The 20,614-nt window shown below is 70.7% G+C and carries 15 protein-coding genes; 6 read left to right on the top strand and 9 right to left on the bottom strand.

The genetic code is table 11. The annotated features are described in order from the left end of the window. Positions 1-28: 28 nt before the first annotated feature. Positions 29-1,135 carry an MFS transporter gene (locus tag ACNFOC_RS30975; RefSeq protein ID WP_416962356.1) on the top strand — a complete coding sequence of 369 codons (1,107 nt, stop codon included), beginning with the start codon at positions 29-31 and terminating at the stop codon, positions 1,133-1,135. Positions 1,136-1,182: 47 nt separating this feature from the next. Here the strand turns inward: ACNFOC_RS30975 and ACNFOC_RS30970 are convergent, their stop codons facing one another. Continuing rightward, a complete protein-coding gene (locus ACNFOC_RS30970) occupies positions 1,183-1,773 on the bottom strand; it encodes a TetR/AcrR family transcriptional regulator (protein WP_416962354.1) in 591 nt (196 codons plus the stop codon). Positions 1,774-1,870: 97 nt separating this feature from the next. On the opposite strand from ACNFOC_RS30970, the gene ACNFOC_RS30965 reads away from it, so the two are divergent. After that, on the top strand, positions 1,871-3,412 hold the full coding sequence (locus tag ACNFOC_RS30965) for an MFS transporter (RefSeq protein WP_416962353.1): 1,542 nt from the start codon (positions 1,871-1,873) through the stop codon (positions 3,410-3,412). Between the two features lie 85 nt (positions 3,413-3,497). Here the strand turns inward: ACNFOC_RS30965 and serA are convergent, their stop codons facing one another. The 6 genes from serA to ACNFOC_RS30935 form a co-directional block, all read right to left on the bottom strand. Then, complete coding sequence (serA, locus tag ACNFOC_RS30960) at positions 3,498-5,087, bottom strand: phosphoglycerate dehydrogenase (protein WP_416962352.1); 1,590 nt, start codon at positions 5,085-5,087, stop codon at positions 3,498-3,500. A gap of 397 nt (positions 5,088-5,484) precedes the next feature. Continuing rightward, positions 5,485-6,483, bottom strand: coding sequence for a ketol-acid reductoisomerase (ilvC, locus tag ACNFOC_RS30955; protein WP_019058578.1), 999 nt, complete (start codon positions 6,481-6,483; stop codon positions 5,485-5,487). Positions 6,484-6,624: 141 nt separating this feature from the next. After that, a complete protein-coding gene (gene ilvN, locus ACNFOC_RS30950; RefSeq protein ID WP_033282732.1) occupies positions 6,625-7,152 on the bottom strand; it encodes an acetolactate synthase small subunit in 528 nt (175 codons plus the stop codon). Between the two features lie 20 nt (positions 7,153-7,172). Then, on the bottom strand, positions 7,173-9,026 hold the full coding sequence (locus tag ACNFOC_RS30945; protein WP_416962351.1) for an acetolactate synthase large subunit: 1,854 nt from the start codon (positions 9,024-9,026) through the stop codon (positions 7,173-7,175). A 346-nt stretch (positions 9,027-9,372) separates the two neighbouring features. After that, on the bottom strand, positions 9,373-12,366 hold the full coding sequence (locus ACNFOC_RS30940; RefSeq protein ID WP_416962350.1) for a putative bifunctional diguanylate cyclase/phosphodiesterase: 2,994 nt from the start codon (positions 12,364-12,366) through the stop codon (positions 9,373-9,375). A gap of 446 nt (positions 12,367-12,812) precedes the next feature. Beyond that, a complete protein-coding gene (locus tag ACNFOC_RS30935) occupies positions 12,813-13,784 on the bottom strand; it encodes a 2-hydroxyacid dehydrogenase (RefSeq protein ID WP_416962349.1) in 972 nt (323 codons plus the stop codon). A gap of 53 nt (positions 13,785-13,837) precedes the next feature. Here ACNFOC_RS30935 and ACNFOC_RS30930 point away from each other — a divergent pair, with 53 nt between their 5' ends. Then, the gene (locus tag ACNFOC_RS30930; protein WP_416962348.1) at positions 13,838-15,409 is read left to right on the top strand and encodes a SulP family inorganic anion transporter; all 1,572 of its coding nucleotides are present in this window, start codon (positions 13,838-13,840) and stop codon (positions 15,407-15,409) included. A 19-nt stretch (positions 15,410-15,428) separates the two neighbouring features. Next, complete coding sequence (locus ACNFOC_RS30925; RefSeq protein ID WP_416962355.1) at positions 15,429-15,860, top strand: hypothetical protein; 432 nt, start codon at positions 15,429-15,431, stop codon at positions 15,858-15,860. Positions 15,861-15,869: 9 nt separating this feature from the next. Here ACNFOC_RS30925 and ACNFOC_RS30920 read toward each other — a convergent pair whose 3' ends face one another. After that, positions 15,870-16,631 carry an SDR family oxidoreductase gene (locus ACNFOC_RS30920; protein WP_416962347.1) on the bottom strand — a complete coding sequence of 254 codons (762 nt, stop codon included), beginning with the start codon at positions 16,629-16,631 and terminating at the stop codon, positions 15,870-15,872. 149 nt (positions 16,632-16,780) lie between these two features. Between ACNFOC_RS30920 and ACNFOC_RS30915 the strand changes: the two genes are divergently transcribed. Continuing rightward, positions 16,781-17,605: a helix-turn-helix transcriptional regulator gene (locus tag ACNFOC_RS30915; protein ID WP_416962346.1), complete on the top strand. Its 825-nt coding sequence runs from the start codon at positions 16,781-16,783 to the stop codon at positions 17,603-17,605. A 344-nt stretch (positions 17,606-17,949) separates the two neighbouring features. On the opposite strand, the gene ACNFOC_RS30910 is transcribed toward ACNFOC_RS30915, so the two are convergent. Continuing rightward, positions 17,950-19,341, bottom strand: coding sequence for a cystathionine beta-synthase (locus ACNFOC_RS30910; protein WP_416962345.1), 1,392 nt, complete (start codon positions 19,339-19,341; stop codon positions 17,950-17,952). A gap of 148 nt (positions 19,342-19,489) precedes the next feature. Here ACNFOC_RS30910 and ACNFOC_RS30905 point away from each other — a divergent pair, with 148 nt between their 5' ends. Continuing rightward, entirely contained in the window at positions 19,490-20,527 is a 1,038-nt protein-coding gene (locus ACNFOC_RS30905) for an SGNH/GDSL hydrolase family protein (RefSeq protein WP_416962344.1), read from the top strand. Positions 20,528-20,614: the final 87 nt, after the last annotated feature.

The following is a 20,614-nucleotide window of genomic DNA, read 5'->3' as shown; positions in this document are numbered from 1 at the left end:
TTCGAGACGCATCTTCAGCACCGCCAGCATGGTCGGTGCCAGTATCAGTTTCTTCCTGCTGCTCTCGGTCGTACCGGCGTACGCCGCCGAGCGGGGCGGCGGAGGCGCGGCGGGGCTCGCGACCGGTTCGCTGATGCTCGCGACGGTGCTCGGGGAACTGGTGACGCCCCGGCTCGTCGGCCGCTTCGGCTATCGACTCACCCTGATCGCCGGGCTGTTCCTGCTCGGCGCCCCGGCTCTGGTGCTGACCGTCTCGGGGCACGCAGCCTGGATCACGGCGGTCTGCTTCGTCCGCGGGCTCGGTTTCGCGCTGACGATCGTCGCGGGCGGTGCCCTCACCGCGTCGTTGATCCCGGACGAACGCCGGGGCGAGGGGCTCGCGTTGGTGGGTGTGGTGTCCGGGGTTCCGTCACTGGTCGCGCTGCCGCTGGGACTCTGGCTGGCCGACCGCGTGGGCTACGGCCCGGTCGCCGTCACCGGCGGCCTCGCGGCGCTGGCCGCGATCGTCTTCGTCCTCGGACTGCCGGACCGGGCGGACCGTGCGGACCGCTCCGAGCAACCCCTGGGTGTCGTACGGGGGTTGCGCACGGGCGCGCTGCTCCGGCCGGTCCTCGTCTTCGCGGCCACCGCCACCGCCGCCGGCATCCTCGTCACCTTCCTGCCGCTGGCCGTGCCGTCCGCGTCCGCCGGGATCGTCGCGGTGGCGCTGTTCACGCAGACCGCCGCTTCGACCCTGACGCGCTGGCTGGCAGGCCGCCACGGCGACCGGCACGGCAGCGCGCGGCTCGTCCTCCCCGGCCTGCTCCTGTCGGCGGCGGGCGTCCTGGTCATCGCCCCAACTGCCCACCCGGTGGCCGTCATCGCGGGCACCGCCCTGTTCGGCGCCGGCTTCGGCATCACCCAGAACGCCACGCTGGCCCTGATGTACACCCGCGTCTCCGCCGCCTCGTACGGCACGGTCAGCGCCCTGTGGAACCTGGCCTACGACGGCGGAATGGGCCTCGGCGCGGCAGGCTTCGGCATCGCGGCGGGCCTGACCGGCTACCCGTGGGCCTTCGCGCTGACCGCGCTGCTGATGCTGGGGGCGGTGGCACCGGCACTGCGGGACCGGCGAACACCCGCCGGATCACGGTGACTTCCGCACACCCGCCGCATCACTGTGACTTCCGAACACCCGCCGGATCACGGTGACCTCCGCACACCCTCCACCACCTGCCGCAACCCCTCCGTGAGCGACTCCCCGTCCGGCGCCGTCCCCGGATCGAACGTCCACTGGGCGATCAGCCCGGTCATCAGCGTCAGATAGAACCGGCCGAGCGTGTCCGCGGTCTCGTCGGTCACGTCCTCCTCCGGCACGCCCATCAGCAACGCCACAAGACCGCGTCCGCCCTCGCGCTGCGCGGCGGCCAAGTGCGCGCGCACTTCCGGGAGTTCGATGGTCATGACCTCCATGCTGAGCCGCCACACCGAGCCGGGTTCCCGCATGGTGGCGACGATGTTCGACCACACCCAGCGGAAGCGCTCCAGCGAACCGGGCTCCCCCTCGACCCCGGCGGCGGCATCGCCGTCGCCCCCCTCGAAGGCGTCGGACGTGTTCTCGACGAGCGAGACGTACGCCTGCGCGAGCAACGCGTCCTTCGAGCCGTAGTGATAGCCGATCGACGCGAGGTTCGTCCCCGACTCCTTCACGATGTCGCGCGCCGTGGTGCGCGCGAACCCCTTCTCCAGCAGGCAGCGCTTCGCGCCTTCGAGCAGATCCTCACGGTGTCCCATGCGGGCCAGCCTACCGCCGATCCATACATCCGTCCTAGACGCTCGATTTATACGTACGTCATAGACAACCGTTTAATACGCGCGTACATTCCCTCTCATGGCGAACTCACCGAACCCCCCGACCACCCCCAACTCCCGTGCCGGGCGCCGCGAATGGACCGCTCTGGGCGTCCTGATGCTCCCCCTGCTCCTCGTCTCGATGGACGTCTCCGTCCTCTACTTCGCCATCCCGGCGATCAGCGCGGACCTGGAGCCCAGCGGCACCCAGCAGCTGTGGATCTTCGACATCTACGCCTTCGTCCTGGCCGGCCTGCTGATGACGATGGGCTCGGTCGGCGACCGCGTCGGCTACCGCCGGCTCCTCCTGATCGGCGCCGCGGCCTTCGGCACCGCCTCGCTCATCGCGGCCTACGCGGACAGCGCCGAGACCCTGATCGCCGCCCGCGCGGTCCTCGGCATCGGCGGCGCGACCCTGATGCCCTCGACGATGGCGCTGCTGCGCACGATGTTCACCGACCCCGGCCAGCGCGCGAAGGCGATCGGTCTGTGGTCCGGCGTGATGACCGCGGGCGTCGCGCTCGGCTCGGTGCTGAGCGGCGTCCTGGTCCAGTACTTCTGGTGGGGCTCGGTCTTCCTCGTCAACCTGCCCGCGATGGCACTGCTGTTGGTCCTCGGCCCGTTCCTGCTCCCCGAGTCGAAGAACCCCGCCCCCGGCCGCTTCGACTGGCCGAGCGTCCCGCTGTCCCTGGCCGGCGTCCTGCCCGTGATCTACGGCCTCAAGGAGATCCCTTCCGAGGGCTGGCACGCGCAGTACGTCGTCTCGATCACCGTGGGCCCGCTCTTCGCGGCCCTGTTCGTCCACCGCCAGCGCACCACCGCCTCCCCGATGATCGACCCCACGCTCTTCCGCGCCCGCGGCTTCGCCCCCTCCGTCGTCCTCAACCTCCTCTCCGCCTTCGGCATGATGGGCTCGGCCCTCTTCACCACGCAGTACCTCCAGTCGGTGCTCGGCAAGAGTCCGATGGAGGCGGCCCTGTGGGCACTGCTCCCCTCGGTACCGATCGGCATGGCGGCCCCGCTCGCAACAACCCTGGTCCAGAAGGGAGTCGACCGCGCCTACGTGGTCACATCGGGCTTCGCACTCGCCGCCTGCGGCTACGGCATGCTCGCCGTCACCGGCACCGATTCCCTCTGGCCGGCCCTGGCCGCCGCCGGTGTCCTCGCCTCCGGGATCGTCATGGTGATGTCCCAGATCATGGACCTCGCGATGGGCAGCGCCCCGGTCGAGAAGGCGGGCGTCGCGTCCTCCCTGATGGAGACCAGCGCGGAGTTCGGCGGCGCGCTCGGCATGGCCGTCCTCGGCTCCATCGGTACGGCGATCTACCGCCACGGCATCCCGGCCTCTGCCCCCGCCCCGGCCCACGAGACCCTCGGCGGCGCCCTGGCCGTCGCCCGCCAACTGCCGGGGCACACGGGAGATGCCCTGACGGCGACCGCGCGACAGGCCTTCACCGACGGCATGCACGGCGCGGCGATCGCGGGGGCGGTGCTGCTGCTGGGGGCTGCGTTCGCGGCGGCGCGGACCCTGCGGGGGCTGCGGGTACCGGTCCAGGAGTGCGGGGAGAAGGCGTCTGTGTGAGCCCCGACCACACAGAAACGCCGGACGGGTTGAGGATCAGCTCCTCAACCCGCCCGGCGTTCTCGTGAAACGTCGGACAGGAGCGTCAGACCAGGTTCACCGAACGAGCCGACGTCGCGCCGATCTCCTCGGCCACCTCCGCCAGCACACCCGCGGCAACCGTGTCGTCGACGGTCAGCACGGCCAGCGCCTCGCCGCCCGCGACCGACCGCGACACCTGCATACCGGCGATGTTGATCCCGGCCTCGCCGAAGACACGGCCGACCGTGCCGACGACGCCCGGACGGTCCTCGTACCGCAGCACCACCATGTGGTCGGCGAGCGCGAGGTCGACGTCGTAGTCGCCGACCGCGACGATCTTCTGAAGGTTCTTCGGACCGGCGAGCGTGCCGGAGACCGAGACCTCCTCGCCGCTGCCGAGCGTGCCCCGCACGGTGACGACGTTGCGGTGGTCGGCGGACTCCGAGCTGGTCGTCAGCCGCACCTCGACGCCCCGCTCCTGAGCGAACAGCGGAGCGTTGACGTACGACACCGTCTCGGCGACGACGTCCTCGAACACGCCCTTGAGAGCGGAGAGTTCGAGCACCTTGACGTCGTGCTGGGTGATCTCGCCGTAGACCTCGACGTCGAGGCGGACCGCGACCTCGCCCGCGAGCGCGGTGAAGATGCGGCCGAGCTTCTCGGCGAGGGGCAGGCCCGGCTTGACGTCCTCGGCGATGACGCCGCCCTGGACGTTGACCGCGTCGGGGACGAGTTCACCGGCGAGCGCGAGGCGCACCGACTTGGCGACCGAGACACCGGCCTTCTCCTGCGCCTCGTCCGTGGAGGCGCCGAGGTGCGGGGTGGAGACGACCTGGTCGAACTCGAACAGCGGGGAGTCCGTGCAGGGCTCCTTCGCGTACACGTCGAGGCCGGCGCCGGCGACGCGGCCCTCCTTGAGCGCGGAGTACAGCGCCTCCTCGTCGACGATCCCGCCGCGCGCGGCGTTGACGATGCGCACGGTCGGCTTGACCTTGCGCAGCGCCTCGTCGCCGATCAGACCGACCGTCTCGGGGGTCTTGGGCAGGTGCACGGTGATGAAGTCCGAGACTTCGAGGAGCTCGTCCAGCGACAGGATCTTGACGCCCATCTGCGCGGCCCGCGCGGGCTGGATGTAGGGGTCGTAGGCGACGACCTTCATCCCGAACGCGGACATGCGCTGCGCCACGAGGGCACCGATACGTCCCAGACCCACGACGCCGAGGGTCTTCTCCGCGAGCTCGACGCCCGTGTACTTGCTGCGCTTCCACTCGCCGTTCTTCAGCGCGGCGTTGGCCTGCGGGATGTGGCGTGCGGTCGCCAGCAGCAGACCGCAGGCCAGCTCGGCGGCGGTGACGATGTTCGAGGTGGGGGCGTTGACGACCATCACGCCGGCCTTGGTGGCGGCGGAGACGTCGACGTTGTCGAGGCCGACGCCGGCTCGTGCGACGACCTTCAACTTCCGTGCGGCGGCGACCGCTTCGGCGTCGACCTTGGTGGCCGAGCGGATCAGGATCGCGTCGACGTCGGCGATCGCGGGGAGCAGCTCGCCCCGGTCGGCGCCGTTGCAGTGCCGGATCTCGAAGTCCGGGCCGAGGGCGTCCACCGTCGCGGGCGACAGCTCTTCAGCGATGAGTACGACAGGTTTCGAGCTCACGTGAGTCCTCACAAGTCCATTGCGTGCGGACGGCCGTCCCGACGGCCGCAGGCGGTGGAGGCAGCGGCGCCGGGGAATGTCGGGTGCGCTCCCGCGTCGTTCGGTGCGTGCTCTCGGTGTGCCGGCCGAAGGTTCTCGTAGCGGAGCTACTAGGGCCTTCGGCCGGTGCGGCGAGAGTGCGTGCCGGGCGGCGCGGGGGTGTGCCTGCCATTCCTCGGTGTCGCTATGGGGCCGCGTGGAGACGCACGACGCTGTGGGCCTGACGCGTATGTAGTACGGCAGTGTAGTGGCGCTCCGACAGTCGTCTTACGCCTCTGCGGAAGGATCACCCGTCCGAGGCTGGACGGGTTGGACAAAGGGGCCGGAGCGCTCGCTCCGGCCCCTCGGGCCCCGAGACTTACGCCTCTTCGTCGACCCAGCTCATCAGCTTGCGGAGCTGCTTGCCGGTGCTCTCCAGCAGGGAGTCGGCGTCCTTCTGCTTGTACTCGTTGTACTTCTTCAGGCCACCGTGGTACTCCGCCATCCACTCACGGGCGAAGGTGCCGTCCTGGATCTCGGCGAGGACCTGCTTCATCGTGGCCTTGGTCTCGTCCGTGATGATCCGCGGGCCGGTGACGTAGTCGCCCCACTCGGCGGTCTCGGAGATGGACCAGCGCATCTTCTCCAGGCCGCCCTCGTACATGAGGTCGACGATGAGCTTCAGCTCGTGGAGGCACTCGAAGTACGCGATCTCGGGCTGGTAACCGGCCTCGGTCAGCGTCTCGAAACCGGCCTTGACCAGCGCGGCCGTACCACCGCAGAGCACGGCCTGCTCACCGAACAGGTCGGTCTCGGTCTCCTCGGTGAAGGTCGTCTTGATGACGCCGGCGCGGGTGCCGCCGATGCCCTTGGCGTACGACAGCGCGAGCGCGAAGCCGTTGCCGGTCGCGTCCTGCTCGACGGCCGCGATACACGGAACGCCGCGGCCCTCCTCGTACTGGCGGCGGACGAGGTGGCCCGGTCCCTTGGGGGCGACCATGCAGACGTCGACGCCGGCCGGCGGCTTGATGAAGTCGAAGCGGATGTTCAGGCCGTGGCCGAAGAACAGCGCGTCGCCGTCCTTGAGGTTGTCCTTGATGGACTCCTCGTAGACCTGGGCCTGGATCGGGTCCGGCACCAGGATCATGATGACGTCGGCCTCGGCGGCGGCCTCGGACGGCGTCACCACGCGCAGGCCCTGCTCCTCGGCCTTCGCCTTGGACTTGGAGCCCTCGTGCAGACCGACGCGCACGTCGACGCCGGAGTCACGGAGCGACAGCGCGTGGGCGTGGCCCTGGCTGCCGTAGCCGATGACCGCGACCTTGCGGCCCTGGATGATGGACAGGTCGGCGTCGGCGTCGTAGAACAGCTCGGCCACTTTGGGTTCTCTCCTTGGAGTGCAGGTGTTGCGTCCCACCGTATGACGGCGGGGGTGGGCGAAGTTTCCGGGTCTCGGAATGCGGGCGGCCGACGGCTGCCGGCCGCCCGTTTCCGGTCGTAGGTGAATCTTCTACGAGGGTTACGCGGACCGGTCGAGCGCGCGCAGCGAGCGGTCGGTGATGGAGCGGGCGCCGCGGCCGATCGCGATCGTGCCGGACTGGACCAGCTCCTTGATGCCGTACGGCTCCAGCATCTTGAGCATGGCGGACAGCTTGTCGCTGCTGCCGGTGGCCTCGATGGTGACGGCCTCCGGGGAGACGTCGACGGTCTTGGCGCGGAACAGCTGGACGATCTCGACGATCTGGGAGCGCGTCTCGTTGTCGGCGCGCACCTTCACCAGAACGAGTTCGCGCTGAACGGCCGATCCGGCCTCCAGCTCGACGATCTTCAGCACGTTGACGAGCTTGTTGAGCTGCTTGGTGACCTGTTCGAGCGGGAGTGCCTCGATCACGTTCACCACGATCGTGATGCGGGAGATGTCGGGGTGTTCGGTGACGCCGACCGCGAGGGAGTCGATGTTGAAGCCGCGCCGGGAGAACAGGGCGGTGATCCGGGCGAGGACACCTGGCTTGTTCTCGACCAGGACCGAGAGCGTGTGCTTGGACATTTCTCTTTCGTCTCTCTCGCTCAGTCGTCTTCGTTGTCGCCGAAGTCGGGGCGGACGTCCCGGGCGAACATGACCTCGTCGTTCGAGGTGCCGGCGGCGACCATCGGCCACACCATGGCGTCCTCGTGGACGATGAAGTCGATCACGACGGGGCGGTCGTTGACCGAGTTCGCCTCCTCGATGACCTTGTCGAGGTCGTCGGGGGACTCGCAGCGGATCGCGTAACAGCCCATCGCCTCCGACAACTTGACGAAGTCGGGGATGCGCGTGCCGGCGCTCGGCTGCTTGCCGTCCGCCTCCGGGCCGCTGTGCAGCACGGTGTTGGAGTAGCGCTGGTTGTAGAACAGCGTCTGCCACTGGCGGACCATGCCGAGGGCGCCGTTGTTGATGATGGCGACCTTGATCGGGATGTTGTTCAGGGCGCAGGTGGTCAGTTCCTGATTGGTCATCTGGAAGCAGCCGTCGCCGTCGATCGCCCAGACCGTCTGGCCCGGCGCTCCGGCCTTGGCGCCCATCGCGGCCGGGACCGCGTAGCCCATCGTCCCGGCGCCGCCGGAGTTGAGCCAGGTCGCGGGCTTCTCGTACTGGATGTAGTGCGCGGCCCACATCTGGTGCTGGCCGACGCCCGCCGCGAAGATGGTGTTCTCCGGGGCGAGTTGGCCGATGCGCTCGATGACCTGCTGCGGGGAGAGCGAGCCGTTGTCGGGCTGCTCGTAGCCGAGCGGGTACGTCTCGCGCCAGCGGTTGAGGTCCTTCCACCAGGCGCTGTAATCGCCGGTGTGACCCTCGCTGTGCTCCTTCTGGACGGCCTGGACGAGGTCGGCGATGACCTCGCGGGCGTCACCGACGATCGGCACGTCGGCGGCGCGGTTCTTGCCGATCTCGGCCGGGTCGATGTCGGCGTGGACGATCTTCGCGAAGGGCGCGAAGCTGTCCAGCTTGCCGGTGACGCGGTCGTCGAAGCGGGCTCCGAGGGCGACGATCAGGTCGGCCTTCTGCAGCGCGGTGACGGCGGTGACCGCACCGTGCATGCCCGGCATTCCCACGTGCAGCTCGTGACTGTCGGGGAATGCGCCGAGCGCCATCAGGGTGGTGGTGACGGGCGCTCCGGTGAGTTCTGCGAGGACCTTCAGTTCGGCGGTGGCGTGTGCCTTGAGGACACCGCCGCCGACGTAGAGGACGGGCCGCTTCGCGGAGGTGATGAGCTTGGCGGCCTCACGGATCTGCTTGGCGTGCGGCTTGGTCACCGGGCGGTAGCCGGGCAGGTCCATGACCGGCGGCCAGGAGAAGGTGGTCTTCGCCTGGAGGGCGTCCTTCGCGATGTCGACCAGCACCGGTCCTGGCCGGCCGGTGGAGGCGATGTGGAAGGCCTGCGCGATGACGCGCGGGATGTCCTCGGCCTGGGTGACCAGGAAGTTGTGCTTGGTGACCGGCATCGTGATGCCGACGATGTCCGCCTCCTGGAAGGCGTCCGTACCGATCGCCTTCGACGCGACCTGCCCGGTGATCGCCACGAGCGGCACCGAGTCCATGTGCGCGTCGGCGATCGGGGTCACCAGGTTGGTGGCGCCGGGCCCGGAGGTCGCCATGCAGACGCCGACCTTGCCGGTGGCCTGCGCGTAACCGGTGGCCGCGTGGCCCGCGCCCTGCTCGTGGCGGACCAGCACGTGACGCACCCGCGTCGAGTCCATCAGCGGGTCGTACGCCGGAAGGATCGCACCGCCGGGGATGCCGAATACCGTGTCGGCCCCGACTTCCTCGAGAGAGCGGATGAGGGACTGCGCACCCGTGACGTGCTCGGGGGCGGACTGATGTCCTCCGGATCGGGGCCGCGGCTGCGGATGGGCCCCGGAGGCCTGCTCGGTCATCGTCATTCTCTTCTCGATGCTGAGGGTTTTTGCGAGGTTTGTGCGGGGTTCTGCTGCTGCACGACTGGATCCTGTGCAACAAAAAACCCCTCGTGCCGTGAGGCAAGCGAGGGGAGCGCGCCGGGTGCGGTCGCTGGGAGTTCCGGGTCCGTCCGGACGTCACCAGCTTCAGCCGACGCGCTTTCCAAGTACGAGAATTCGGGTGCGCATGGCATTGACCCTCCCCCCGGCACGCATCCACTGTCAAGTGGGTGGGACGGGAGTCTCATTATGTGAGCGCAGCGCCGTTCCGCCCCCGAAAACCGCGGGCACACGACTGGTGTACACCCCCAGGCCCCTTTTCATTGCTCGTTCACCTCCGGGGCGCCACAGTCGGTGTCGAGGGCACGACCGTGCTCAGCCCTTCGGGCCTTCGCGCGCTCCCACCCTCGACACCGACGCGCCCCTGCAGTTCTCTCGCGCCGCCCGCGAACGCGGGCTCGGCCGGGCCGTGCGGCACCGGATAGTGACCGCGGGACAGGGCCCGGCGCAGCCGGTACTCGTCCAGCGGCGCGGAGAAGGCCATGCCCTGCCCGTGCGTGCAGCCCATCGCGCGCAGGGCGACCACCTGTTCCGGCAGATCGACCCCGTCGGCCACGGACTGGAGCCCGAGATCGCAGGCGATCCGCAGCAGCCCACTGGTGATCTTGTGCAGCCGCGCGGACTCGACGACGCCCTCGACCAGACTGCGGTCCAGTTTCAGTACGTCGACGGGGAGCCGCCGTAGCGTCGTGATGGCCGCGTAGCCGCTCCCGAAGCCGTCGAGGGCGATCCGGACGCCGAGCCGCCGCAGGGCGGTCAGACGGCGCTCCAGCTCGTCCAGGGAGACCCTCGGGTCGGTGTCGGACAGCTCGATCACCAGCGACCCGGACGGCAGCCCGTGCCGGGTCAGCAGGGCCTCGATCGAGCCGAGCGGCATGGAGCGGTCCAGCAGCCGCCGGGCGCTCATCCGCACGGCGACGGACACGGCGAGCCCGGTCGCCGTGCGCTCGGCAGCCTGTTCTACGGCCTCCTCCAGCATCCAGCGCCCCAGCTCGGCGGTCTTGTCGCTGTCCTCGGCCACCCGCAGGAACTCGGCCGGCGTGAACAGCACTCCTTGCGAGGACCGCCAGCGCGCCTGTGTGGAGACCGACGCGATCCGGCCGTCCACCAGCGACACCACGGGCTGGTGCAGCAGCGCGAACTCCCCGTCGTGCAGCGCGGCCCGCAGCCGCGTGGCCAGCTCCGCCTTCCGTACGACGTCCTGCTGCATCTGCGGGGCGTACAGCTCGACGCGGCCCTTGCCGGCGCCCTTGGCGCGGTACATCGCGAGGTCCGCGTTGCGCAGCAACTCCCCCGCGCCCAGGCCCGGTTCGGCGAAGGAGACACCGATGGAGGCGGCGACGCGGACATCGTTGCCGTCGATGAGGTACGGCTGGGACAGGGTGATGCGCAGGCGGTCGGCGAGTTCCATGATGTGCCGCTCGCGGGCGGCACGGTCCCGGGTGCCGTCGCCGACGATCAGGGCCGCGAACTCGTCGCCGCCGAGCCGGGACGCGGTGTCGCCGTGCCGGACCGCGCCGTCGAGTCTGCGGGCGGCCTGGATCAGGAGCTCGTCCCCGGCCTGGTGGCCGATGGTGTCGTTGACGGCCTTGAAGCCGTCGAGGTCGATGAAGAGGACGGCCGTGCCGCGGTCGGTGGAGCGGCGGCCGGAGAGGGCCTGCTGGACGCGCTTGGTGAACAGCGCGCGGTTGGGCAGGTCGGTGAGCGGGTCGTGCTCGGCGTTGTGCTGCAACTGCGCCTGGAGGCGCACCCGTTCGGTCACGTCCCGGCTGTTGAAGATCAGGCCGCCGTGGTGGCGGTTGACCGTCGACTCGACGTTCAGCCAGCCGTCGTCGCCGGAGCGGAAGCGGCACTCGATGCGGGTGGTGGACTCCTCGTAGGGGCTGGCGGTGAGGAAGCGGCGCACCTCGTGCACCACACAGCCGAGGTCCTCCGGGTGGATGAGCGAGGCCAGCTCGGTCCCGACCAGCTCCTCCGCGGCCTTGCCGTAGACGCCGGCGGCGGCCGGGGAGACGTAGCGGAGGATGCCGTTCGGGGCGGCGATCATGATGACGTCGCTGGAGCCCTGCACCAGGGAGCGGAAGTGGTTCTCCTTCTGCGCCAGCTCCTGGGTGAGGGTGATGTTGTCGAGCAGCATGATGCCCTGGCGCACGACGAGGGCGAGGACCACGCAGCCCGCGGTGATGAGCACCACGCGGTCGGGGCTGCGGCCGTTGAGGACGTTGTAGAGAATCCCCAACGTGCAGACGGCGGCGGCGAGATACGGGGTGAGCGCGGCCAGCGAACCGGCGATGGGCCGGGTGGCCGGATACCGCCCGTGGTCGGCGCCCGGCGCGGAGGCCTGGTGCTGGACGCCGGTGCGCTGTCCGGGCCGGTGCTCATGCACCACGCGCGTGTGCCCGTCGTCCTCGGGCTGGGTGTGCCGGGGCGCGGCCCAGGGGGCGTAGGCGAGGAGCAGCGAGCCGGCGAACCAGCCCGCGTCGAGCAACTGGCCCGAGTGGTAGTTGTTGTGGAGCAGCGGCGAGGTGAACAGGGCGTCGCACATCACCGTCAGGGCCAGTGCGCCGATCGCGGTGTTCACCGCGGTGCGGTTGACCGAGGAGCGCCGGAAGTGCAGCGCGAGCACCATGCTGACCAGCGCGATGTCGAGCAGCGGGTACGCCAGCGACAGCGCGGTGTGGGCCACGCTGGGCCCGTCGAACTTGGCGGCCTGGGCCAGCGCGAGGCTCCAGGACAGCGTGAGCAGCGAGCCGCCGATCAGCCAGGCGTCCAGCGCCAGACAGACCCAACCGGCCTTCGTGACCGGCCGTTTGGCGAGGACCAGGAGCCCGACGATGGCGGGCGGCGCGAAGCACAGGAAGAACAGATCGGCGAAACTGGGGCTGGGCACCTGTCGCTCCAGCACGACCTCGTACCACCCCCAGACCCCGTTGCCCAGTGCCGCCATCGCCGAGGAGAGCGAGAACAGCAGCCAGGCGGGTCGAAAGCGGATACGGCGGCTTCGCGCGTAGAGGAAGCAGGAGACGGCGGCGGTACCGGCCGCCGCGCTGAGCCCGAAGTCGCCCATGATCAGGGCGAGTTGGGCGGACCCCCAGTCGAGCGCGGAACCGACGGCGTATCCCGCGCACACCAGGGCCAGGACGAGTTGCTGGACCAGGCTCCACTTGCCGCCGGTCGCCGGCGGGCGTGGCTGCCGCGCCCCGGGTGAAGTCCGGTCCCGGAGCGCCCCGTTGAGGGTGGTCGTCGGAGACGGTGGCGAACTCACCGGGCCCTCCCGGTCCGCGTCGCTCCCGGGTCCCGCGGGCCCCGGTGCGCTGGATGAGCGTGCCTGCGGCGGCTGTTGGGCCTGCGGTGGGGATGGCTGTGGCTGCCGTGATGTCCGGCGCGGCCGCCATGAGCGCCGTGACCGCAGTGGTTGGCGTGATGGCCGCGTCTGCGCGCGGCGGTGCGCCAGGGTCGCCGTCGGCGGCCCCGCCGCGTCGGATCGCTCGTCCATAGGCCGTGCATCGCCCGTCGCCCCCCTCACAGTCTGAAATGTCCATCCCCGGCGCCGAACGGTGCGCGGCGCAGCCCCTGCCGGGACGATACACCAGTCTCGTCACTCAGGGACATAGTTCCTCTACGCTCCGTAACGACCAGCGGAGATGCGTACACGCCCCGCTTCCGAAAGGTTGCGGAGGGTACTGGAAGCGGATTACCCGCCTGTGATGGCTAGTTCCCCGACTTCCCCGTTTCGCCCGTCGTAAGGATCACGTGGCGCAGGGGCTGCCGGTTCACGAATCGCCTCAACTGGTCGACAACCAGACGCTTTGCGCGCGGCAGGAACGCCGAGGTGGGTCCGCCGACGTGCGGACTGATCAGCACGCCGGGCGCCTGCCACAACGGGTGCCCCTGGGGCAGCGGTTCGGGGTCGGTGACGTCCAACGCCGCGGTGATACGGCCGCTTTCCAGCTCCGCGAGCAGCGCCTTGGTGTCCACGACGGGACCGCGGGCCACGTTGACCAGCAGCGCACCGTCCTTCATCCGCGCCAGGAACTCGGCGTCGACCAGGTGACGGGTGCTCTCGTCCAGGGGCGTGGACAGGATGACGACGTCCGCTTCCGGGAGCAGGGCGGGCAGTTCGGCGAGCGGATGCACCGGCCCGCGCGCGGTGGTACGCGCGGAGCGCGCCACCCGCGCCACCCGCGCGAGCTCGAAGGGAGTGAGCCGGTCCTCGATGGCGGAACCGATCGCCCCGTAGCCGACGATGAGGACGGACCGGTCGGCGAGCGCCGGGTGGAAGTCCCCCTGCCAGTGCTCCTGTTGCTGCGCCCGCACGAACCCCGGGATACCGCGCAACGAGGCCAGGGTCAGCGCCAGCGCGAGCTCGGCGGTGCTCGCCTCGTGCACTCCGCGCGCGTTGCAGAGCCGCACCCCCGGGACGATGGACGAGAGGCTCGCGGTCATGTCGTCGATCCCGGCGGTGAGCGTCTGGATGACCTGGAGATTCCGCATCTGCTCCAGGGGCCGCGTCTTCACGGGATGACGCTTCATGTACGGCACGACGTACAGGACGCAGTCCGCCGGATCACCGGGGAACTCCTGATCGCCGTTCTCACCCCCGTCCCAGAACAGGTAGTTGGGGCCCTCGGGGAGCCCCTCGATCTCATCCGGCGGGATGGGCAGCCACACGTCAACAGTCATGGTCAGGAGGCTATGTCAGGCACGCGCGCGGGGCGGGCCGGGCGGCGTGCAGGATGTGTGCAGCGGGCATCGTCAGCGAGGGCGCCCGCGCCCCGCGCCGCGACCTCCTGTGCGGCCTCACGGTCGCCGTCGTGGCGCTCCCCCTGGCCCTCGGTTTCGGGGTCACGTCCGGTCTCGGCGCGGCCTCCGGCCTGATCACCGCGATCGTCGCGGGTTCGCTCGCCGCGCTGTTCGGCGGCTCCGCGCGCCAGGTCAGCGGGCCGACCGGCGCGATGACCGTGGTCCTCGTCCCGATCGTCCACGAGTACGGCGCGAACGGCGTCCTGACGGTCGGTCTGATCTCCGGCTTCATGCTCCTCGTGCTCGCGTTCGCCCGCGCGGGGACGGCGATGGCGTACGTCCCCGCGCCCGTGATCGCCGGTTTCACCATCGGCATCGCGTGTGTGATCGGGCTCCAGCAGGTGCCGTCCGCGCTGGGCGTGCCCACCCCGAGCGGTGACCAGGTCGCGGTGGTCGCGGCGCGGGCGGCCGAGGAGTTCGACGCGACCCCGCACTGGGCCGCCCTCCTGCTCGCCCTCGGCTCGGCGGCGCTGATGCTGGCCGGGGCCCGCTGGAAGCCGACGATTCCCTTCTCCCTGGCGGCAGTTGGCGTGGCGACGATCGTCTCGGAGGCCCTGCACCTCCCGGTCACCCGCCTGGGCACCCTCCCGTCCTCGATCCCGGCCCCGTCCCTCGCCTTCCTGGACGTGTCCCGAGTCCCCACCCTCCTCCTCCCCGCAGCGGCGGTAGCGGCGTTGGCCGCCCTGGAATCCCTCCTGTCCGCCTCCGTCGCGGACGCGATGCGCCCCGGCGAGCGCCACGACCCCGGCAAGGAACTCTTCGGCCAGGGCATCGCCAACCTCGCGGCCCCCCTCTTCGGCGGCGTCCCGGCGACGGGTGCCATCGCCCGTACCGCCGTCAACGTCCGCACCGGCGCCACCTCCCGCCTGGCCGCACTCGCGCACGCCGTGATCCTCGCCGGGATCGTCGCGGTCGCGGCGCCGCTGGTGGGCCGTATCCCGCTGGCGGCACTGGCGGGCGTGCTGCTCGCGACGGCCGTACGGATGGTGGAGACCGACGCGGTACGGGCCATGGCCCGCGCCACCCGTGGGGACGCCCTGGTGATGGCCCTCACCGCAGCCTCGACACTCGCCCTGGACCTGGTGCGGGCGGTGCTCATCGGCCTCGGTGTCTCGGTCCTGCTCGCCCTGCGCGCGGCGATGCGCGGCACCCGCCTCACCCCCGCCGCGACCGACGAACTCCCCGCCGCCACCGGCACGGTGACCTACCGCTTCGACGGCCCGCTCCTGTTCGCCGCCGCCCATCGCTTCCGCCGTAGCCTGGCCGACGTCCAGGACGTGACGGCCGTAGACCTACGGCTGTCAGGGCTGACGGCGGTCGACGCGACGGGTGCGCTCGCGCTGAAGGACGCGGTGGGCGAGCTGCGCGACCGGGGTATCGAGGTCAGCATCACGGGCGTCGAGCACGGTCATCGCCGGGTGCTGGAGTCGCTCGGGGTGCTCCCGGTGAACCCGACTTCCAACAGGGGGGCTATCCCCAGTGCAGCGGGCGCGGCGGCTCCCTAATCTGAGTCGCATGACGGGAATGGATGCGAACGACGTCGAACTCAAGAAGGAACTCAACGCCACCTTGCAGGCCCGCAGGGAATTGGGCGACGAGTACGAGTCGGCGCTGGTCGACTCGTTCCTGGAGAAGGTCGACCAGCGTATCGACGGCGCGGTGGAGCGCCGGGTGCGCCGGCAGATGGCCGAGCAGCAGATGGTGGTCGCCCGCGGCTCGCGCGGACCGAAGGCTGCCAACGACTCCTGGGGCGAACGCTTCGGTTTCGGCATCGTCTCGATGGTCCTGGCGATCCCGCTGTCCGCGATCGGCGGCGGCATCGCCCATCTCCCCGGCCTGCTGGTGGCCTGGGCCGGCATCGTCGGCGTCAACGCCGTCCAGGCCGCCCGCACCAACCCGGGGCTCTTCGGCGGCCGGCGCCACAAGTCCTCCCAGGACAGCGAGTGGGAGGACTGACCGCCCTGGTCACGCCTGGCGGGTCGGCAGCACCATGATCTGCCGCAGGTTGACGTGCCGGGCGCGGCTCGCCGCGTAGGCCACGACGTCGGCGACCTCCTCGGCGGACAGTCCGCCCAACGCCCCGAACAGCTGGTCCAGTTGGGCGGTCATCTCGGCGCTGTCGACGTGCGTCCCCAACTCGGTGTCGGTCAGCCCCGGCTCGATGTTGGTGACCCGCACGTCACGGGGCCCGAACTCGGAGCGCAGCGACTGGGAGATGTAGGTGACGGCGGCCTTCGTGGCGCCGTAGACGGCGTAGGCGGGGAACGTGACGTGCGCGCCGATCGACGAGATGTTCACCAGGTCCGCCGTACGGCCCTCCCCGGCCGCCACCACCAGGTCCCCGGTGAAGGCGCGGATGACGCGCAGGACTCCGGTGACGTTGGTGTCGAGCATCCGCCGCCACTCGTCGATCCTGCCGTCGTCGACAGCGTGGGGCAGCATGACACCGGCGGCGTTCACGACCAGGTCGACGCTTCCGAACGTCTCGTGGATGCGCGTGGCGGCCGCCTCCACTGACGCGTCGTCGGTGACATCGGCGACGACGGCCAGGGCCTGTCCCCCTTCGGCCCGGATCTTCCCGGCGATCACGTCCAACCGCTCCCCGCGCCGGGCCAGCAGCGCCACCCGCGCCCCGTTCGCGGCGAGTTGAACGGCGACGGCCTGTCCGATCCCGCTGGCGGCCCCGGTGACGACGGCGGTACGTCCGGCCAGATTCTCGTACGACATGAGGTGCTCCTCGGTGAGATGGCCGCCGGGACGGTTCCCCGGCGACACCCACCACACTGGTCCGGCGGGTCGGGGCTACCCAGGGATGCGTTTTTCCTGGGTCTGGCAGTACCAGGTTCGAGAGCGGCGGACGGCCTAGCATCGAACCCATGGACGGGGAAATCGGAGACTTTCTGCGCTCGCGCCGGGCCCGTATCCAGCCCGAGGAGGTGGGGCTGCCCTCGCACGGTCGCCGCCGCGTGCCCGGGCTGCGCCGGGAGGAGGTGGCGCAGCTGGCCGGGGTGAGCGTCGACTACTACATCCGCCTGGAACAGGGCCGCGGGCCGAGCGTCTCGGACGCGGTGCTCGACGCGATCGCCCGCGTCCTGCGCATGGACGACACGGAACACGACTACCTGCGTACGGTGGCCCGCCCGCGACGCAAGAAGAACGGGACTCCCGCGCCCCGGGTCCGTCCCGGTGTCCAGGTGCTGCTGGACGGCATGGAGCGGATGCCGGCGTTCGTGCTGGGCCCCCGGATGGACGTCCTGGCGTGGAACACGCTCGCCGACGCGCTGAGCGGCTTCAGCCGCATGCCCCCGGCCGTGCGCAACATCCCGCGCCATGTGTTCCTCGACCCGGCCTCGCGCGACCTCTACCCCGACTGGGCCGCCGTCGCCGCCCAGGCCGTGGCGAACCTGCGGGTGGACTCGGCCCGGCACCAGGGGGACACCGAACTGTGCGCCTTGGTCGGCGAACTCTCCGTCAAGAGCGAGGACTTCCGCCGCCTGTGGGCCGACCACGAGGTCAAGGAGTGCGCCTACGGTGTGAAGCGCGTCCGGCACCCGGTCGCGGGCCTGCTGACCCTGCCGTACGAAACACTGGCGGTACCGGGGGAGTTGGACCAGACGATCGTGGTCTACACACCGGAGCCGGGTTCGGAGACGGCGGAGCGCCTTGCGCTGCTGGGGAGTTGGGCCACTACAGGGCCGTAGGAAAGTCTCGTAGAAAAGCTATGCGCGGGGACCGCCGCACCCCCCGTTGCCGGGAGGGCGGGACGACGGCGGTCCCCGCGAGGGACGCGTGCCGGGTCAGGGCCGGGCGTGCGCGTCCTAGGCGTCGGTGGAGGTCCGGGAGCCGCTCCGGAGGTCCGTGACGCCGTTTTTGTGTCGGCGAGGCGGGGAGCCGCTCCCGCCCTGCCGACATCCACTAATGTGCCCGACGCTTGTTAAGCGTGTGCTGCGTGGACGTGACGCCCTCGTACCACTTCAGCGAAGTCGACCGTTTGGGTGGGCAACCGCAAAGTCGCCGCCGTCATGGCCTGTTCACCGGACGTTTCCTACTGCTTCCCGCCCTTGGCGAGGAAGGACAGCAGGTCCTGCCTGCTGATGACACCGGTCGGCTTGCCCTCGACGAGGACGATAGCGGCGTCGGCGGCACCCAGCACGGTCATCAGGTCGCCCACCGGCTCACCGGAACCGACCTGCGGCAGCGGCGCCGACATGTGCTTCTCCAGCGGGTCGGAGAGGGAGGCGCGCTGGGTGAACAGGGCGTCCAGCAGCTCCCGTTCGACGACGGAGCCGACGACCTCGGCCGCCATGACGTCGGGGTGACCGGCGCCCGGCTTCACGATCGGCATCTGCGAGACGCCGTACTCGCGCAGCACCTCGATGGCCTCGCCGACCGTCTCGTCCGGGTGCATGTGCACGAGGGACGGGATGGCGCCGTGCACCTTGTCGTTGAGGACGTCGGCGACGCGGGCGCTGGGGCCCTCGTCCTCCAGGAAGCCGTAGTCGGCCATCCACTCGTCGTTGAAGATCTTGGAGAGGTACCCGCGGCCGCTGTCGGGCAGGAGCACGACCACGACGTCGTCCGGCCCGAGCCGCTCGGCGACCCGCAGCGCCGCCACGACGGCCATCCCGCAGGAGCCGCCCACCAGCAGCCCCTCCTCCTTGGCCAGCCGGCGGGTCATCTGGAAGGAGTCCTTGTCGGACACGGGGACGATCTCGTCCGCGACGGTCCGGTCGTAGGCGGTCGGCCAGAAGTCCTCACCGACACCCTCGACGAGATACGGCCGCCCGGAGCCGCCGGAGTAGACGGAGCCCTCGGGGTCGGCGCCGACGACCTGTACCCGGCCCTCGCTGGCGTCCTTGAGGTAGCGCCCGGTGCCGGAGATGGTGCCGCCGGTGCCCACACCCGCGACGAAGTGGGTGATCTTCCCCTCGGTCTGCTCCCACAGCTCGGGGCCGGTCGAGTGGTAGTGGGAGAGCGGGTTGTTGGGGTTGGAGTACTGGTCCGGCTTCCAGGCGCCCGGCGTCTCACGGACCAGGCGGTCGGAGACGTTGTAGTACGAGTCCGGGTGCCCGGGGTCCACGGCGGTGGGGCACACGACCACTTCGGCGCCGTACGCGCGCAGCACGTTGATCTTGTCGGTGGACACCTTGTCGGGGCACACGAAGATGCAGTGGTACCCCTTCTGCTGGGCGACGATGGCCAGGCCGACGCCGGTGTTGCCGCTGGTCGGCTCGACGATGGTGCCGCCGGGCTGAAGCTCCCCGCTCTTCTCGGCCGCCTCGATCATGCGCAGCGCGATGCGGTCCTTCACGGATCCGCCGGGGTTGAAGTACTCCACCTTGGCCAGAACGGTCGCCTGGATGCCCGCGGTCACGCTGTTGAGCCTCAGCAGCGGGGTGTTGCCGACGAGGCTGATCATCGAGTCGTGGAATTGCACCGTTGTCTCCGGTTGCTGCAAAAGAAGTGGTCGTGATTGGTTCCGCCAGCCTAAGGCCCATAAACGACGTTCACCGCCCGTTGAGATTGGGCGACGTGCAGTTCGGGGCAAGGAGTGGATGACGGCTACGAGGAGGTGGCGGCGACGTATGACGAGGATGTCGAGGGCGCGGGTGGCCCGGCGGATCGCGGCCGGTGCGGCGTACGGCGGTGGCGGGGTCGGACTGGTGGGCGCGGCGGCGATCGGGCTGGTGCTGGCCGAGGTCCGCTTCGTGAAGCGCCATGTGGGCAACGGCCATGCGCCGGGCAGCAATCATGTGCCGAGCGCGGACGGCAGGTACGGCCATGGCTACGACACCCCGGGTGAACCCCCGATCCGGCTGACCATGCTCGGCGACTCCACGGCGGCGGGCCAGGGTGTCCACCGGGCGGCCCAGACCCCGGGCGCGCTGCTGGCCTCGGGTCTCGCGGCGGTCGCGGAACGCCCGGTCGAGCTGCGGAACGTGGCCCTCCCGGGCGCCCAGTCCGACGACCTGGACCGCCAGGTGGCGCTCGCCCTCGCGGACACCTCCCGGGTGCCCGACGTCTGCGTGATCATGATCGGCGCGAACGACGTCACCCACCGCATGCACCCGACCCGCTCGGTCCGCCATCTCTCGTCGACGGTACGGCGGCTGCGCACGGCCGGCGCCGAGGTGGTCGTCGGTACCTGTCCCGACCTGGGGACGGTGGAGCAGGTGCAGCAGCCGCTGCGCTGGCTGGCCCGCCGGGCGTCCAGACAGCTGGCGGCGGCCCAGACGATCGGCACGGTCGAGCAGGGCGGGCGCACGGTGTCGCTGGGCGACCTGCTGGGCCCCGAGTTCGCGGCGAACCCGCGCGAGCTGTTCGGCCCGGACAACTTCCACCCCTCGGCGGAGGGCTACGCGACGGCGGCCATGGCGGTCCTGCCGACCGTGTGCGCCGCCCTGGGCCTCTGGCCGGCGGAAGAGGACCGCCCGGACGCGTCCCGCCGCGAGGGCTTCCTCCCGGTGGCACGGGCCGCCGCGGAGGCGGCTTCGGAGCCGGGGACGGAGGTCACGGCGGCGATGCCGACCGGGCCGCGGGGGCCGTGGGCTCTGCTGAAGCGCCGGAAGAGGCGCCGGGTGCCGGAACCGGAGGCGGCGCCCTCCAGCCCGTCCGGCGTCTGAGCCCGAGGCGGCACCTCCAGCCCGTCCGGCGTTTGAGGACGAGGCCGTCCAGGCCGATGGGGGTCTGGGGGCGCAGCGCCGACGCCG

It is taken from the genome of Streptomyces colwelliae (assembly GCF_048158785.1).
GTDB lineage: Bacteria > Actinomycetota > Actinomycetes > Streptomycetales > Streptomycetaceae > Streptomyces.
This window is presented reverse-complemented; position numbering and strand designations above follow the sequence as displayed.

Coding starts and splice junctions, on each gene's coding strand:
- ACNFOC_RS30975 (WP_416962356.1), top strand. CDS start 29: ATGGTCGGTGCCAGTATCAGTTTCTTCCTGCTGCTCTCGGTCGTACCG.
- ACNFOC_RS30970 (WP_416962354.1), bottom strand. CDS start 1,773: ATGGGACACCGTGAGGATCTGCTCGAAGGCGCGAAGCGCTGCCTGCTG.
- ACNFOC_RS30965 (WP_416962353.1), top strand. CDS start 1,871: ATGGCGAACTCACCGAACCCCCCGACCACCCCCAACTCCCGTGCCGGG.
- ilvN (WP_033282732.1), bottom strand. CDS start 7,152: ATGTCCAAGCACACGCTCTCGGTCCTGGTCGAGAACAAGCCAGGTGTC.
- ACNFOC_RS30945 (WP_416962351.1), bottom strand. CDS start 9,026: ATGACGATGACCGAGCAGGCCTCCGGGGCCCATCCGCAGCCGCGGCCC.
- ACNFOC_RS30935 (WP_416962349.1), bottom strand. CDS start 13,784: ATGACTGTTGACGTGTGGCTGCCCATCCCGCCGGATGAGATCGAGGGG.
- ACNFOC_RS30930 (WP_416962348.1), top strand. CDS start 13,838: ATGTGTGCAGCGGGCATCGTCAGCGAGGGCGCCCGCGCCCCGCGCCGC.
- ACNFOC_RS30925 (WP_416962355.1), top strand. CDS start 15,429: ATGGATGCGAACGACGTCGAACTCAAGAAGGAACTCAACGCCACCTTG.
- ACNFOC_RS30920 (WP_416962347.1), bottom strand. CDS start 16,631: ATGTCGTACGAGAATCTGGCCGGACGTACCGCCGTCGTCACCGGGGCC.
- ACNFOC_RS30915 (WP_416962346.1), top strand. CDS start 16,781: ATGGACGGGGAAATCGGAGACTTTCTGCGCTCGCGCCGGGCCCGTATC.
- ACNFOC_RS30905 (WP_416962344.1), top strand. CDS start 19,490: ATGACGAGGATGTCGAGGGCGCGGGTGGCCCGGCGGATCGCGGCCGGT.